The sequence below is a fragment of the Dysgonomonas sp. Marseille-P4677 genome, assembly GCF_016652235.1.
Classification (GTDB): Bacteria; Bacteroidota; Bacteroidia; order Bacteroidales; family Dysgonomonadaceae; genus Dysgonomonas.
In genome coordinates, this window is the sequence record NZ_JAEPKU010000105.1 from 1 (window position 1) to 14668 (window position 14668).

Below are 14668 nucleotides of genomic sequence, written 5' to 3' on the forward strand. Positions count from 1 at the left end.
ATATATAATTTTTTTTCATAACAATCTATTTTTGTATTTGATTTACATATTTATCATACTGATTTTGAATAGTTTTGTAACTATTCGCCAATTCTTGAGGAGAAATACGTCTTTTCTCTTTATTTTTAGTCGTTTCGTACATAAATACACCATTATAACCAGCTTCTTTGAGATTATATACCAACTTACCCCACTCTATAGTTCCATCACCGGGTATCCAATGACATTCATTGATACCATCATAGTCCGAAACATGAATTGTTCCTATTTTATGTCCTAGTTTCTGTATATATTTCAAAGGGTCTCCATTCAAAAAATGATTTGTATCGAAACATATCTTGACATCGGGAAAAGGTTCAACAATTTCAAACAACTCATCGGGAGTATTGCCTAGACATGTACGCGGTAAATTCTCGACACAAAGTTCTGCCCCTATTTTCCGAGCATATTTTCGTAAAATATCAATAGACACTTGAGCATTTTTTATTCGCGCTGTTCTCGTGCTGTCCGATATAGGCTCAGAACTAGGATGCAATATCAACCGATGGGGTTGAAACATTGCAGACAATTCGATCATACCTGCTATAAATTTTACATTTTTATCTCTTTGAACCGAATCCAAAACCGAAATGTCCAATTTTTTAGAGAAAGGTAAATGAATTGACCACACTTTAATCTCAGCACTATCGACCTTGGCTTTCATATCAAAGACACGAGTAACAACTTCTTCCATGGCAACGCCCCGATAGCACTGATTCAAAGCAATTTCAATATATTCAATCCCATTCTTTTTGGCATCGATAAAATCACCTGCCAATGGATTTTGCCAAAGAGCTGTGGTAGTTCCTATCTTATAATCCTGAGCTGAAACAGCAAAAGTAAAAGCAAGAAAGATGTATAACAATAATATTTTTTTCATGATAAGATCGTTTATCAGACGGGCCTATACCCGTCTGACTATTTATTATTTATTTGTTGCTATTTCCATAAATATTGCCTCCACGAGCACTCCATGTTGACGTTTCCGGCCCTGCATAAATAGGGATAGCAAGTAATTGTCCGGGATCGGTGGAGTTTCCACTACCTAAAGAACCCATATATAATTTCTTATCAGGGCCTACAGATGTGCCGGACATAAAGCGTCCATCAGTGCTTGTTTCCATTTTCCAACATACAGACCCGTCTAATGAATTCAATGCGAATATCTGACCTTTATTCGAATTGTTTTTGTCTGTTCCGAAATATATTATTCCTTTTTCGTCAATAACAGGAGATACGTAAACCATATTGGCATCTGTTGCAAACTCCCATTTTTTCGAACCGTCAGCATTCACAGCATAAAATACCTTACCGTTCTTTCCCGCAAAATAAATTGCCCCGTCTTTACCAACAATTGGCGAGTAGGCATCGTTACCACTACCTGTTATGCCATAAGTCCACAATTCACTGCCTGATGAGACAGACAGAGCCATTAGTCCTTTACCTGCCTTCAATGGTATATACAGAGCTCCATTGTTGATGGCAAACGTTGATATTTCGGTAGCATTAGCTGCTGTTTTCCACAATTCATTGCCCGAAGAATCAAATGCATATATATAAGAATCGGTACCTGCCAATATTTTCCCATCACTATTTATGGCTATAGCTGATGCAACTTTTGCTCCATCGAGCTGTTTAGACCATTTCAATGAACCATCTGATTTCAACGAATACAATTTCAGATCGTTAGACACAATATATACTGTACCATCCTGAGATATGGCAGGGAAGCAATCGACATTTTCACCTGTGGTGTACGACCATTTCAGACTTCCGTTAGGATTAATTGCATACAGGACTTTATTGCGAGCACCTGTATAAATCGTACCGTCACTTCCCACAGAAGGACCTCCGCCGTATGTAACCGCCGAAATAGGATAAGTCCAGTTTATAGTTCCGGTTGATGGATTTACAGCTATCAAATCTCCTTTTCCCGAAGGACCTGATATACTTATATATACTGTACCATCCAAACCGAATACAGGTGTAGAAGCCTTAACCTGTCCGTATACACCACTAGTTTGCAAAACCGTTTTCCAAGCATAATCAATAACATAGATTTGCATACTTCCGCTTTCACTTGTACCGTCGGTATATGTAACCTTCACTTTTGCTTCATATTGACCTCCGGCTGTATATGTATGAGAAGGAGATAGCTCTGCGGATACTCCCGAGTCTCCAAAACTCCAGCTCGCAGAGGCTACTGTACCCATAAAGAACATATCGTTATATTGAAATACCATAGATTCGTTTGGTAATAAATACTGCTTGGATACGATAATCGGCGTCACATTTCCGGGAGTAGCAACCACATTTACCAAATCAGAGTTCCCATTCGAATATACACAAACTAAAGAGAGAGTATACTCTATTCCATTAGTGAGGCCACTGATAATATAACTTTCAGTCGCAGGATTATTAATCTCAATAACCTGACCTGTAGGATTTACGGTCAATTTATAACCCGTTAGTTTCTCACCTACTGGTTTTGTCCATTGTACCCTGATACGTTCATTTCCCGCAACAGCAACTACATCCTTCACCGGCATTCTTGATGTGGTGGGTTTGGATTTGACAGATATCTTACCTCCACGTCCTGTTTTATATTGAGGCTGAACGGAGAATGTATATGTTTCGCCATTTACCAGACCAACTATAGTGGCTGTAAGAAGATTGCCTTCAACCGACATTTCCCCCCCGGATATTCCCTGTGTGCTAGCTGTCCACGAAAGAAAATATCCGATAGGGTTGGCTTCTTCCATAGGTTCCCATGTCAGAGTCATTTCTTCATCACCGGGTGTGGCTTTTAACGACGAGGCTTCCATCGTTTCGAAATTAGCTTCGGGTATATTTTCATCATTGCACGCTGCAAATAGAAATGATACTGTAATCAGCAAACTGTATAATATTATATTTTTCATTACAATCAGATTTTTTGGTTAATTATATCCCGGATTTTGCCATACTAAACCAATATTATTCACTCTTTCTATTACAGATTTTGGAATAGGAAATAGCAGCTGGCTATCTGTTATATTATGTCCCGATTCGGCCATAATTTCTTTTGCATATCCCATTCTTACTAAATCGAACCAGCGATGTCCTTCGAAAGGGAACTCTTGTTGACGTTCGATAAGTATTGCTTTACGAAAAGCATCTTTATTGGGTAAAGTTGAAATATCGACAGGCTGCAATCCTGCACGTGTATGCACTTCGTTCAATGCATTTAAAGCAGGCGAATTTGGCGAGTTGCTATAAGCTACTTCATTCAGAGCTTCGGCGTACATCAACAAAACATCGGCATAGCGAATTAATATCTGGTCATTACCGACATTACTCGTTGTAGAGTTTTTTGTATCATAAAATTTCTTCAAGATGTACACATTACTTTCAACCTGAGTATATGTTATCAGGTCCTTTCTCTTATCGGCCGGATCTGTATAGGCGGCAAGTAGCTGTGGCGAAGGATTTTCTGCATTAGCAGGATTATTTATTGTAAACCAATAACCATGGCCTTCTCCTACTATATTCTTATTGAAACGTACAGCAAAGATGATTTCATTGTTCATTTTATTACCTACATTGAACACATCTCCGGGATTTTCTTGTAAAGAATATTTTCCTATCACTTGGGATAAAACAGCTTGTGCTTCCTGATATTTTTTGAAAGTAAGATATACTTTTCCTAATAAAGATTGCGCAGCCCCAAGAGTGACACGCCCCATATTATCTCCTTTATAAGATACCGGTAACATTTGCTCATCTACAATTTGTTTCAGATCACCGGCAATAAGGTCATACATTTGTTGCTCTGAACTTCTCCCTATCTTCAAGGCTTCGCTTACATCAACAACTGTGCGAGTAGTAGGAACACCTCCCCAAATACGATACATATTGAAATAAGTATAGGCTCTGATGAATAAGGCCTCTGCTTTATATTGATTTCTCAGTTTGCTATCAAAAACGGCTGCATCTATCTGATCCAGCACCAAATTGCATCTATATACACCATTATTGAAATTTGCCCAGTAATCGTCTAAAAGACCATTAGCAGCCGTTTCTTTAAACTGATCGATATCGTAACGGTCTTGTGTGCCTGTTGTGGGTGCTAATAAAAGCATATTATCGCCCCTATATTCGCTACATTCGGTATAGAAGGATACTTGCGACTGCAACTTTGCATAACAACCGACAACTGCAATATTGAAATCTTCTGCGGTTTTATATATTTTATCTTTAGGTACTTTATCGCTTGGTTCTAAATCGAAGAAACTGTCTGAACAAGCACTTGCAAAGAATAAAACCGAAAGTATTATTAAAAAATTATATTTTTTCATGATTCTATTGTTTAGCTATTTTTAGAAAGTGAGGTTTAATCCAAAAGTGTATACTTTGGCTAATGGATATGTTCCGTAATCTTCGCCCGGAGTAAGAGCATCGTCGGGCCGACGGCTTACTTCGGGATTATATCCAGAGTAGTTGGTCGAAGTCCATAAGTTTTGTCCCGAAGCGTATACTCTTAATCTATCTATATTCCAACGTTGAGTGAGTGTTTTAGGTAAAGTATATCCGATTGTCAGATTTTGTAAACGGAAGTAAGAACCATCCTCTATATGCCATGTCGATGTACGTCCATTATTTCCGGTAGTCTTACGATTGGCACGATTTACCTGTCCATTTCCCGGATTGTCAGAGCTGCGCCAACGATCTAATGCAACTGTAGTACCATTTACATTTCCTTCCATATTGTCTATATAGCGACGGTTCAGGTTCAGTATTTCATTCCCGTAAACCCCTTGGAAATTAAATCCCAGATCGAAATCACGATAATTTATTGTACCACTAAACCCATATGTAAAATCGGGCATATAGTTACCGACGATAGTACGGTCTTTGTTTACATCCAATACTCCGTCACCATCTACGTCAACAAAGCGAAAATCTCCAACTTTGGTATTTGCAAAATGCGGATATTGTTTCAATTGTTCTTCATTTTCGAAAATTCCATCCTGTACCATCAGATAGTATGAGCCAATAGGCTTTCCTACTTCGGTGATATAATAAGCATGGGCCACTCCTCCAGTTTCTTCGATAGGTGCATTACCGGGCCCCAGAGCTTTCACCTCATTCGTATTCTTGGCATAGTTAGCCGTAAAAGAATAGTTTAAATCTTTTGTTATTTTTTTCTGTGATGTCAATTGTATTTCCCATCCTCTGTTATTCACTTTACCTACATTCATACGGGCTCTTGTATATCCTGTTATCTGTGGAACGGGTACATTGAGCAACATATCGGTCGTGTTGCTGTAATAATATTCTACAGAAAGGCCTATCAAACCTTTCAATGCCTGCACATCTAAGCCAACATTCACCATAGAGGTTTTTTCCCAAGTCAAATCGTTATTCTCTATTTTGTCGGGTTTATATCCTGAGATCAGATTTCCATCACCATGTCCTAAAATATAGTCATCCGGTGCCATTGTTGATAGATGTTCGTAGTTTCCTATCTGAAAATTACCGGTAGCACCATAACTGGTACGTAACTTAAGGTCATCTATAAAGTTTAGTACATTAGCCTCTTTGAAAAAACCTTCATCGCTTATGCGCCAAGCTACAGAAGCAGAAGGAAAATATCCCCAACGATTATTTTTTCCGAAGCGGGAAGATCCATCGGCACGAATAGCGGCTGAAGCCATATAACGTCCCATAAAACTGTACTGAACACGAGCCAAATAAGAAGCCAACGACCATTGTGTTTTCTCCGAAGTTCCACTCTTTACCGTACCTCCGGTTATTGTCTGAATATAATCGTTCGGGTAATCTGTTGCCTCAACGAAATTCCCTTTTTTAGTTTCTTTCTGAGCTGATTGCACTAATACCGCACTTATATTATGTTTTTCATCGAATGTGGTATTATAACTAATTTGATTTTCGACCAGCCAATTGAAAAAGAAAGAAGAAGAACTGCTTCCTACAGGATTAGATTTGGCATCATAATACGAATACCCGATTTTGGGAAGCTCCGACGATCTGTATTTATCATTATGCGCTCCATAATAATCTCCTCCTAAAGAGAGCCTGTAGGTAAGTCCTTTCAAAAATTCGTACTCTCCATAGATCTTTCCGACCAATGCATAACGATCAACCACATCGGATTGCAGTTTAGCTATAGCTACCGGATTGAGCACTTCGTTATGTTGATAGTCATTTCCTATACGCCAATATCCGTTTCCCAGATAGTTGAAACTACCATCGGAGTTATATACCGGCCATAGTGGTGGCATTGCCAATGCTGATTGAACAATTCCTCCCGATCCATAAGGCCCTGAAGCATCTACCCTGTTGGAGGTGGAATATGAAGGAGAAAAATTCACTCCGAATTTGAATTTATCATACTTCCCATCTAAATTGAGACGAAGGCTATATTTCTCGAAATCAGATTCTATGATTACACCTTCTTGTTTGTAATAGTTTCCGGAAACAAAATAACCTATGTTCTTCCCTTTACCCGATAGGGATATATTATGGCTGGTAGTTGGCGCTGTACGGAAGATTTCATCCTGCCAATCGGTATCCACCAACCCGGTTTCTCCTGTCAGATATGGATATAACTCGGCCGGTACACGATGGTAGGACTGCGGACGTATGCCGTTCGGATCATTTACCGATCCAGTTGGCACATCGGCCAAATAAGCATTATTGTGAGCGTCGCGCGCTACTTCCGCAAATTGATAAGCATTCATCATCGGAAGCTTTTTCGATACAGTTTGAAGTCCGAAATAGCCATCATATTTTACTGTTAGCTTTTCAGAACTCCCTCTTTTAGTTGTTATCAGAATAACACCGTTCGATCCCCGGCTACCATAAATGGCGGCAGAAGAAGCATCCTTAAGCACCTCAATCGATTCTATATCATTACTATTAAGATTAGCAAAACCTCTTTCCATTGGCATACCGTCAACTATGTATAGCGGATCATTACCTGCTGTCGCAGAGCTTACTCCCCTCACCCGAATACTAACTGCGCCTTCGGGATCTCCGCTAGGTTGGGTTACCTGCACTCCGGGCATCTTCCCTACCAATGCCTGACGAAAATCGGTTACAGGCTTGTCTGCTATATCCTCAGCTTTTACTTGAGATATAGCTGTAGATACATCTCTTTTATTTTGTACGCCATATCCGACAACAACAACTTCATCAAGAAGTTTAGAATCTTCTTTCAGTACAATGTCAAGAGTGGTTTTGTCGCCCAATTTTATTTCTTGCGGTGTAAAACCAATATAAGAGATATACAATATAGAGCCTACCGGTACTTCGATAGAAAAATTACCATCTACATCTGTTATTGTTCCCACAGACGTGTTCCCTTTTAGGGATACACTCGCTCCAATAATAGATTCGCCCTTTTCATCCAGAATAAGTCCACTATATTTCTTTTTAGGGGCTTGTTCCGAACTTTTAGTTTCTCCCGATTTCATTTGTCGGGGAAAAATTGTGATCATTTTATTTTTTATGGAGAAGTCTAACGATTTATCCAATATTTTAGACATTGCTTCTTGAAGCGGAGTTTGTTCAAAGGTTGCAGTAACCGTTCTTTCTTCATTTATCACATTTTTTTCATAGATAATAGAAAAACCGGTCTGCGTTTCAACTTCCTTTAAAGCTGTCTTTAATGGGGTATTTTTGAAAACCTTACTCACGGTTTGCGCATAAGAAGATACGCCCAATAAGAAACTGAGAATAAGGAGTAAGATGAATTTCTTACAATACTTAATTTTCATAATTCATGGTTTTAGTTTTTAAAAAGATTAGCTATTTTAGTTTTATATATATATCCTGCCCTTTGTATTCTATGTTCATTGGCGTTACCTGATCCAAACCCTGTAAGATTTCTTCAATCGATTCATCATTTTTAATAGATATATTCAAGACTCTTGTTTTTGTTTGATTTGTCTGTAAATGTATATTTACATTATATTGTCGGGAAAGCCTGTTTAGCAATTCTTCGAGTGGTATTGCATCATATTCTATTTTATTTGCAATCCACGATTTATATTGTTCGGGGTTGACCAATGTTTTAGAAAATTTATCTGTTTTTATATCCAGTTGCACAGACTCGCCCGGATTCATATTCAACACTTTATTGTTACGGACAATGTCAACTTTCCCTTCCATTAGTGTCGTTGTGATTTTCATATCGTCGTGATAGGATGATACGTTAAACTTTGTACCCTTAACGACAATATCATAATCGCTTGTTGTTACAACAAATGGCAAATCCTCTTTTTTTGCGACTTCAAAATATGCTTCCCCATCTAATATGACATTGCGGTCGGAACTCCCAAACTGCGAATTATAACTGATTCGAGAAGTGCTATTGAGCCAAACAATACTACCATCGGGAAGTATAACCCGGCTCTTCTCTCCATTAGGAGTCTCGACTATGAAGGCTCTATTTTCCTGGGCAGGAGAACTAATGTTATTTATGATCAGTGTAGAGGCAACAGTGATGATTACAATCGCTGCCACAGCTGCTATTTTCCTATATATAGAAATCAGTTTAGCTTTAGGTTTTAAAATAGGGGCTACAGCTTTACGGGTTTCGATCTTAGCCTGCAATGAATTCCATTCCGAACCAAAAGAGTACTCTTCATTTAATGTAAGCATCCAGTTTCTCTCCCATTCTTTGAGCAACTTAGTATTATTGTCACTTTGAGAAATGAAATCGAATAAAATAGATTCGTCTTCCAAAGAAATTCTTCCTTCGAAATAAGAAATGGCTAATTGATGTATTTTTTCTTTGTCCATAATTTTAGCTTCTATATGATATAACAATTGAAAATAATTTTACCCAACCCCTCTAAATAAAAAAAGGCAAAAGTCTTTTGCTTTTGCCTTATATTCTCTATATAAAATCTTATAAATTATTATTAATAAGCCACATGACAACAACAACGTATATGTCGATAGGATATTTGTTTTTGAAGTGGTCTTCAAAACTTTGTAACGATTTTGAGATATGTTTTTCAACAGCAGTGGTAGAGATATGTAATTTTTCTGCAATCTCTTTATTCTTTAAACCTTCGAAACGACTCATCAAAAAAACTTCTTTACGTCTTTCAGGCATCTGCTCTATTACATAGTTTATTTCCCGCTGCAATTCTTCATATAAAAGCGGCGAGTCTGAATCACAAAAGAAATCGGCATGATACAACCGTTCCTGCCCTCCAATATTAGCAAGATACTCTATTTGATACTGATTGACAATAGAACAATGTTTTAAGTAATTAAGGCAACTGTTTCGCACCATAGCAAATAGGAGAGACTGAATAGAGATGACCTGAAGGGATTCGTGCTTCTCCCACAATTTTATAAAGCATTCTTGTATAATATCTTTAACCGCTTCTTTATCAGAAATAAATCGTGAAGCATATCCCTGTAGTCTAGGATAATAGGCTTTGAATAAGAATTCCAAAGCATCGTTACTGCCTTTCTTCAATTCATCCAACAGAACAGTCTCGTCAGTAAAATCACCTGTGTACTTCATCGTCTCATTAGTAGGAGGAATAATCTCATATCAGGTTCAAAGATAAATATTTTATTTGGGGATTCAACTTAATGTTTTATAATCCATCAAATTAAGGAGTTAAAGGAATAAAAAAAATAATAATAGTATATTTTACAGATTAAGACATACAATTAAAATAAAAAAGTGGGAAGCCATACATATAACTCCCCACCCTTCTCATAATATGTTAGTTTATTTATTAGGGATATCCAGTTTTATAATAGTTCCTACCGTTACATCTCCTTCTATTTCGATTCCTTTTGTTGCATTAGCAGTCTTAGCATCGATCAAATGCACATAAGTTTTACCACTTGCTGTCAGAGGCAAATAAACTTTTTCGCCCTCGATATATGGTCGTGGAGTATAACCGCCTATATCTTCGGGTGCAGGCAAACCACTAACCCATTTAAAATCTCCTGTCTTGACATTAAAGATGGCAAACTTATTTGCTGTTTGCATATTCCAAGCTTTTGTTGTTGCAAACATGTTTAGCAAGAAGTAGTCTCCATAAAGAGCAAATGCATTTTGCAATTTCAAGCCGCCTGATTTAGATTCGATATTGAAGTAATAATTTTTATCAAATTCCAGATTTGATTTGTTTATTTTCAATACACTCGATGGATGTTTGGTTCCATTTTCAGGTTTAGGATTCTTATTATCACCTGTATTCACCTGATTGGCGGGAGAGAATACATATATATCTCCATTGGCATCAGTACCTATACATGACAAACGACCCGAACGACGGCGACCTACAGCAAAACTAGCCCGTTCGTCTTTTATGACTTTCTTAACGGTCATCTTATCTCCGTTTCTATTCAGTATAGCCAGATTGACCTCATCGGGATAATTCGATTTGGTATTAGCATTATCTGTAGTAGGAATTCTATATGGCTCAAGGGCTGTAATCAAATCGTCGCCAATAGTGATAAGTCCGCCCATATTGGCATATTCACCTGGATGTGCAATATTTTCCGTTGTCATATAACTGGTCTGAATATTTTCGGTTTCACCATCGATAAAGTTAAATGCTTCACCAAATTTACTATCCTCTAGTTTAATGCTTGTCATCGCTATCATATAGTTTTTATACGGAGCAATAAACTCTTCTCTGGTAGGCATTGATTTTGTCTTATTCAGGCTGATTGTACCATTGCCAAGAAAAGAGCAGGATTGTACTGTTGCAGGATCGCCTTTACGGTATAAGAATAAAAATCCTTTTTTTCCTTGGTAAGAATAAATTGTAGATTCGGACGCTTCAACCCCGTTACCGATAACAGATGTTTTTCCGCTTTCAAGATTATCTGTCGCCAACAAGTATGATTTGGCCTCGGTGCTGACTCCGATGATATAGTTTCCTTTTGTTACCGGTGGTGGTGTTGGTGAGGGATCATCGTCGCATGCTGTAAATACTAATGTTAAGCAAATAGCGAATAATGCTTTTTTCAAAAACATACATTTCATAATTATGAATTTTAAAATAAATAGTTAAATGGTTAATTGGTTAATTGGAATCTTTAGAAAAAAGATTTCATTCTATATTAGTGGTATATATATCTTATTTTGAACATAAAACTGCGTCCAGGCTTTTGGATATAATAGTTGTCATAGAGCTTTGCATTACCTATGTTTCTGCATTCGGCAGATAGGTTTATGCTCTTTTTCAGCAGGTTGTAAGATATGTTGATATCGTGCGAAACCTGACTGGGGATTACTGATTTACTTTCTTTTACTCCATATATCGACCAATCGTAATAGAACTGATGTACATAATTCATGTTGTAGCCGATATAGAAATCATTACCTTTATATCCCAGATTGCGAAAAGTAAATCCCGCATCGGCATTGGCAAACAGATATGGTACATTTGGCATTCTCAGTTTGTAGAGAGTACTTTCCACATCATCGGTTCCGGCTTTATAACGTTCGTTGTTTTTTACACTCTGATATGTAACATTCCCTCCTACCGACAATAGATTATTATAGATATATCTTGCTTCGGCATTGATGCCCGAACTTAGCACTTTCCCATGATTAGACATCGATGCTCTTGTTCCTTCCCCATATATATTGCGGATAATATAATCCGATATCAGGCGGTACATATATCCGACATCGAAATAGAGGGCATGTTTGCGCGCTATAACTTTTGATGTGCTTAAGCCTATATTGAAATTATTTCCTTTTTCAGGTTTTAGTTCAAAGTTTGCCCATTCTAAAGCACCATCCCCGAATAATTCGTTTGCCGTTGGCAGGCGGTGTGTGAGTTCATAAGATGCTTTTAATTGAAAATCCTGGAAAAAGGTTGTCGCCACAAGACCATAACCAAAAGTATTTGTTGTTTCAACATCCTGCTTCAGTGTATGTTTAGCCCAGTAATATTTACCGAAGGCAGAAGCATTGAAATACTTATTCAAGGTATATTTATACGATAGCCCTGTAATATTCTTCAAGCTACGTCTTTTTTCTTCTGCGCTTTTCTCTGCTTCAGTCTCTTTTACAGCCAAAGGATCTTTTGTCTTACGATTAAAAAGAGTAAGCACATTGTTGATATTAAACTCATGATTTCGACCTAGCATATATGAGATATTGAAGGTTGTAGATCCGTTGTTGTTATAATATTTCATCATAGAAGGACCGCTTCCGCTTTCTCCTTTCGAACCGCTTTTGGTAGCTTCGCCCAGCCAATTGTAGACATATGAGGTGGTATCTATATACTGAGTATAACCCAAATTATAATTCCCTGTAAGTTTTACATTTAGCCCTTCTGTAAATAGGTTGCTCTTAGCGTATTCCAGACTCGGCATTATAGTTTCGGAATGTTCGTGTCTCCTCCCGAATACCTTATCCATTGTCGTTCCATGCTGAATACCTTTGCGTCCTTTTCCGTAGGTAAATCCTATATATAGCTGATCTGCAAATGGTTTATTTACAAAGCCGACTTTCACTGTTCCGGTTCCGTTGTTGAAACGATCATTAAACCTTTTAACCCAACGTTCTGTTCCCGAATTATCAGGATCTAAATAGACTTTATAGCTATTGTCTGAGAAATTATGGAATGCATAAAGTTGGACTGATAGTCCGTTCTGAAATATTTTAGTGAAATTTATATCACTTTTGTAAGTATTGAACGATCCTGCGCTGAATGAAGCTTCGAGGTGAGTTCGCTTCTTATTGCTAGTAACAAGATTGATTACTCCGCCCAGTGCATCAGAACCAAATTCGATAGGAACAACACCTTTGTAAACTTCGATTCGATCTATCATTCCTACCGGAATATTACTCAGTTTAAATTCCTTGCCAAAGCCATCCATAGGCACACCATTCATAAAAAATTTGATGTGACGTCCACCGAATCCATTTAATGAGAAAGAGACATCAGCCCCGACACCTCCATCCGATCTGACTTTGACTCCGGAAACCCGATTCAAAACAGATGCTATATCTAACGTCGTATTATGCAATGGTTTGACATCGATAGCTACTACATTGTAAGCAGATTCGCGAACATTTTGTATAGCGGACTTTGCTGTCACTTCAAACTCTCCCAGCTCATATATTTTTTCTTTAAGTGTAAAGTTTCTTCTGATAGGCTTATCTCCTTTTATATCAACAGTTACCTCTTGTGGTTCATAGCCTAAAGATTCTATAATTAACGTATGTTTACCCTCCGGTAGATATATTTCATAGTTACCATCAGTGTCTATCATCACTTGCTTACGGTAGTCTCTAACCGATATAGTACCTATGGTAACAGTATTACTCTTATCGTTTGAGTAAATACTTCCAAATAATTGTGTACGGGGATATCTTTTATCTCCTCGATGTTCATCATGATGTATATGTCGATTTTGAGCCGTCAATGTTGGTCCAAATAAAGTAATGCATAATAATATGCACTGTATGTAAACTCTCATTTTTAAATTATTTTTTTATTGATTAGGATAAAATAGTAGCGAGATTTGAAGGTTCAAAGTTGAAAATTCTGATTACTTTACGCAATACCTAGATGTAGGTATAATTAAGCCTCAGATTAATAGATAAGATAATTACATACTGGTTATCAATAATATAAACACAAATCATCAAAAGAAAAAAGCATCTTCTCCAGACACTTTACCGACACTTTAAGAGTATAGTTCATATCCTTTTATCAGACTGCCAAGTGCTAAAAAATGTTATATTTTAAATTTATATTTCAGTTGTAATCAAATATATAGGTTTTTAAAAAGTTATATTATCTCATAGCACATATGTATAGGTTTTCATGCAAATAAAAACCTATACAAACGAAACAATCGTAAAGTGAATAGATGGTTGAATTCTACATTTTCACTAATTATAATGTGAAACAAGCTCTTTTTTTATAATGCTACGGTAATATTATATATGTATCTTGTTCCTTTGGAGAATGTACCATTGGTAACCAAATTTGTAGAGTGTGGGAGCAATCCGGTAAATAATAAAGTCACTTTAAGTTGCCTGGGAAGCAATGCCGAATTGTCTGAAATTGTACAAGGATTAATAATTACATCTACCGTTGCTACATCAGAACTACTTGTCGGTTGGTCGGTATTTACAGTTGCGGTAAAAGTACTCGATGTATTTGGTGTTAATATTCCTGTAGTTAAATCCAACGTTCCTTTGTTTGTTATAGCAGAGCCACTTACAGTAACTTAAGGTAAAAAGACCTGATAAATCACTGTTTATCGGACCTGCTTTTGCCAGATCGGCTGTTTGCACAACTGCTTTAATGGATACCTTGTATGAGTCTTTGTCTATATAAGAAGGGTCATCGGAATCACCGGAACAACTGGTGAGAATAAGTAGCATAAACAGTCCAAAGTTTTACAATGTGTTATTTCAAACAGTATTTCATGTATTATTTTTATACAAAAAGATGCCCATTAAAAGTATTTTTCATACCTCAGATAATAATATTGTTTCAATTTGAATTGTAATAAATATTTTACCTATAACCTGCCCCTAAATTTAAAAAAAACACTCATAAAGATATAATAATAAGACATATAGAAAAATATCGTAACACAATCGTATTAC

General features: G+C 37.1%; 9 protein-coding genes. All 9 read right to left on the reverse strand.

Annotated features, from left to right (window positions below; translation table 11 throughout):
- Positions 1-25: 25 nt before the first annotated feature.
- The 9 genes from JGH11_RS15020 to JGH11_RS20615 all read right to left on the reverse strand — a co-directional run bounded on the left by JGH11_RS15020 (position 26) and on the right by JGH11_RS20615 (position 14244).
- On the reverse strand, positions 26-919 hold the full coding sequence (locus tag JGH11_RS15020) for a sugar phosphate isomerase/epimerase (RefSeq protein ID WP_201113172.1): 894 nt from the start codon (positions 917-919) through the stop codon (positions 26-28).
- A 49-nt stretch (positions 920-968) separates the two neighbouring features.
- The gene (locus JGH11_RS15025) at positions 969-2960 is read right to left on the reverse strand and encodes a PQQ-binding-like beta-propeller repeat protein (protein ID WP_201113173.1); all 1992 of its coding nucleotides are present in this window, start codon (positions 2958-2960) and stop codon (positions 969-971) included.
- A gap of 18 nt (positions 2961-2978) precedes the next feature.
- On the reverse strand, positions 2979-4376 hold the full coding sequence (locus JGH11_RS15030) for a RagB/SusD family nutrient uptake outer membrane protein (protein WP_201113174.1): 1398 nt from the start codon (positions 4374-4376) through the stop codon (positions 2979-2981).
- A gap of 21 nt (positions 4377-4397) precedes the next feature.
- Positions 4398-7820: a SusC/RagA family TonB-linked outer membrane protein gene (locus tag JGH11_RS15035; RefSeq protein ID WP_201113175.1), complete on the reverse strand. Its 3423-nt coding sequence runs from the start codon at positions 7818-7820 to the stop codon at positions 4398-4400.
- A 31-nt stretch (positions 7821-7851) separates the two neighbouring features.
- Complete coding sequence (locus JGH11_RS15040; RefSeq protein WP_201113176.1) at positions 7852-8847, reverse strand: FecR family protein; 996 nt, start codon at positions 8845-8847, stop codon at positions 7852-7854.
- Positions 8848-8956: 109 nt separating this feature from the next.
- Positions 8957-9586, reverse strand: a complete 630-nt coding sequence (locus JGH11_RS15045; protein WP_201113177.1) for an RNA polymerase sigma-70 factor — start codon at positions 9584-9586, stop codon at positions 8957-8959.
- A gap of 213 nt (positions 9587-9799) precedes the next feature.
- Positions 9800-11071 (reverse strand): DUF4374 domain-containing protein, encoded by a 1272-nt coding sequence (locus JGH11_RS15050; RefSeq protein WP_201113178.1) that lies wholly within the window; start codon positions 11069-11071, stop codon positions 9800-9802.
- A gap of 77 nt (positions 11072-11148) precedes the next feature.
- A complete protein-coding gene (locus tag JGH11_RS15055) occupies positions 11149-13524 on the reverse strand; it encodes a TonB-dependent receptor plug domain-containing protein (protein WP_201113180.1) in 2376 nt (791 codons plus the stop codon).
- A gap of 447 nt (positions 13525-13971) precedes the next feature.
- On the reverse strand, positions 13972-14244 hold the full coding sequence (locus JGH11_RS20615; RefSeq protein ID WP_370567606.1) for a hypothetical protein: 273 nt from the start codon (positions 14242-14244) through the stop codon (positions 13972-13974).
- Positions 14245-14668 lie beyond the last annotated feature (424 nt).

What these genes read in the sequence shown, in the direction of transcription:
- JGH11_RS15020 (WP_201113172.1), bottom strand. Translation starts at nt 919, where the DNA reads ATGAAAAAAATATTATTGTTATACATCTTTCTTGCTTTTACTTTTGCT.
- JGH11_RS15025 (WP_201113173.1), bottom strand. Translation starts at nt 2,960, where the DNA reads ATGAAAAATATAATATTATACAGTTTGCTGATTACAGTATCATTTCTA.
- JGH11_RS15030 (WP_201113174.1), bottom strand. Translation starts at nt 4,376, where the DNA reads ATGAAAAAATATAATTTTTTAATAATACTTTCGGTTTTATTCTTTGCA.
- JGH11_RS15035 (WP_201113175.1), bottom strand. Translation starts at nt 7,820, where the DNA reads ATGAAAATTAAGTATTGTAAGAAATTCATCTTACTCCTTATTCTCAGT.
- JGH11_RS15040 (WP_201113176.1), bottom strand. Translation starts at nt 8,847, where the DNA reads ATGGACAAAGAAAAAATACATCAATTAGCCATTTCTTATTTCGAAGGA.
- JGH11_RS15045 (WP_201113177.1), bottom strand. Translation starts at nt 9,586, where the DNA reads ATGAAGTACACAGGTGATTTTACTGACGAGACTGTTCTGTTGGATGAA.
- JGH11_RS15050 (WP_201113178.1), bottom strand. Translation starts at nt 11,071, where the DNA reads ATGAAATGTATGTTTTTGAAAAAAGCATTATTCGCTATTTGCTTAACA.
- JGH11_RS15055 (WP_201113180.1), bottom strand. Translation starts at nt 13,524, where the DNA reads ATGAGAGTTTACATACAGTGCATATTATTATGCATTACTTTATTTGGA.